Here is a 2359-nt window from a genome sequence, read left to right on the forward strand (position 1 = left end):
GTACCGCACCGGCGACCTGGGGCGCTACCTTGAAAGCGGGTTGATTGAGTTCCTTGGCCGTGAGGATTTCCAGGTCAAGGTTCGCGGGCATCGCATCGAGTTGGCGGAAGTCGAAAGTGCCTTGCTCAGTCATCCTCATGTCGAATCGGCCGTGGTGGTCGCTGCGGGCGAGGGCGCGTTCGAGCGGCGTTTGCAGGCCTGCGTGCGCGGGACTTTGCGTGATACTCCATTGCCTTGGCCGACCCGGTTGGCACCCAACGCCTTGGCGGCGGCCAACGGCGTGAAAGGCCAACTGACGGAAGCGCTGATTACGCAGATGTCCGATTGCGTCGAGCGTGCCGCGTTGCTCTCCATGGGCCTGGCCCTGCAACGCCCGGGGCTGTTTGATCAACCGGGCGTCGAGCACGACCTGGCCCAGATCATGAGCCTGTGCGAAGTGGCGCCACGCAACGAACGGCTGATCCGCCGCTGGCTGCAAGCGCTGCATCGCGAACAACTGGTAGACCGCAACCCAGGCACCGGCGCCTATTCGTCACTGCGGGTCTCGGGTGCTGAATACCGTCAGCTGTGGCAGCGCATCGAGGCGCTGGAACCGAGTGTGGGCTGGGGCGGTGAAGTGCTGCGCTACCTGCGGGAAAGCCAGGAGCAATTGCCTGCCCTGATGAGCGACCGGCTCGACCCGTTGCACTTGCTGTTTCCCGAAGGCCGTACCGACACCGCCGAAGGCGCCTATCGCAAGAACCTGATCAGCCAGTACCTGAACCAGGCGGTGTGTGCGGCGGTGCAGGAAATCGCCGCACTGCAACCGGCGGGCTGGCGTCTGCAGTTGCTGGAAATCGGCGCAGGCGTGGGCGGCACCAGTGCCGACCTGATTCCGGCCCTGGACGGCTTGGCGGTGGACTACCAGTTCACCGACCTGTCGCAGTTTTTCCTCAACGAAGCGCGGGAGCATTTCGTCGAGTTTCCGTGGGTCAGCTACGGGCTGTTTGACCTGAACCTCGACCACTGGGCCCAAGGCATCGCCGCCAACTCCCTGGATGTGATTCTGTGTGCCAACGTGCTGCACAACTCGCGGCATGCCAGCCAGGTACTCGCCCGGCTGCGGGAAATGCTCGCCCCCGGCGGCTGGCTGATCTTTATCGAAGCCACCCGCGACACCTACCAGATCATGGCGTCCATGGAGTTCAAGGAGGGCCTGACCGCGTTCGAGGATTTCCGCGCCGAGCAGGACACCACGTTCATCCGCCGCGAGCAGTGGCAGCAACTGTTGCAGGAAGCCGGCGCGCAGACGCCGCTGTGCATGCCGGCAGCTGACGATGCGATGTCACAGATCGGCCAGCACCTGTTCATCACGCGCTTCAAGACCGAGCGCCAGACCCTTGAGCCGGAGGCGTTGCGCGCGCATCTGGGCCAGCGCCTGCCGGATTACATGGTACCCACCGAGTGGCGGGTACTGGATGAAATGCCGCTGACGGTCAACGGCAAAGTCGACCGCCAGGCGTTGGCCAACCTCGGCATGGCCGGCCCAGGCCACGCAACAGGCCAACAGCGGGGCTGCACCGCTGGATGCGCTGGAGCGCAGTATCGCAGAGGTCTGGCAAACCCTGTTGCGGGTGCCCAGTGTGGGCCGTGAACAGGGCTTCTTTGAGTTGGGCGGTGATTCATTGCTGGTGGCGCAGGTGGTTGGTCGCCTGCGGGAAAGCCTGCCCCAGGCCCGTAACGTGCCCTGGGGGGATTTGCTGCGCCAGTTGATCAACCAGCCCACCGTTGCGGCCCTGGCGGATTACCTGCGGGGGCAGGGCAGCGAGAGCCTGTCGCCGCTGGTGCGGATTCGTGAGGAGGCGCAAGGCCCGGCGCGGATCTTTGTCCATGATGGCAGCGGCACCCTGGCACCGTATCGCGCGCTGTTTGCTGCACTCGGGGAAGAAGCGCCACTGGAGGGGCTGGTGCTCAATGATGTACCGGGTTACCTGGCTCTGGCACCGGCTACGGCGATTCGTGAACTGGCCGAGCGTTATGCCGACACCTTGCACGCCGAAGGCCGGCGCCAGGTGAGCATCGTCGGTTATTGCCTCGGCGGGTTGCTGGCGACGGAGCTGGCGTCATGCCTCGCGGCGAGGGACATCGAGGTGCTGCAACTGACAGTGATCAGCAGCTACCGCGTGCCGTTCATGATCGAGGATGACCTGCTGGCGGAGTACGTGTTCGCCCGCGTGATGCAGGCCGACCCGCACACCCTGGGTTACCCGGTGGATGAACAGGCGATGGAGCGGGCGATTGCCAAGGTGCTGCGCCAAACTCCGGGCCGCGTGCCCCAAGGTGCGTTGCTGGCGCTGCAGGATGAGCCCGACTGTGCCAC

The 2359-nt window shown here is 64.9% G+C and carries 2 protein-coding genes; both read left to right on the top strand.

The window, feature by feature from the left end; genetic code table 11:
* Positions 1-1633 (top strand): methyltransferase (locus HX846_RS40070; RefSeq protein ID WP_256740425.1); only part of this gene is annotated, 1633 nt, incomplete at its 5' end.
* The coding region (locus HX846_RS40075) for a thioesterase domain-containing protein (protein ID WP_256740426.1) at positions 1623-2359 on the top strand (737 nt) is incomplete at its 3' end. The genes HX846_RS40070 and HX846_RS40075, both read left to right, overlap by 11 nt.

The sequence above is a fragment of the Pseudomonas sp. K5002 genome, from assembly GCF_013386655.1.
Classification (GTDB): domain Bacteria; phylum Pseudomonadota; class Gammaproteobacteria; order Pseudomonadales; family Pseudomonadaceae; genus Aquipseudomonas.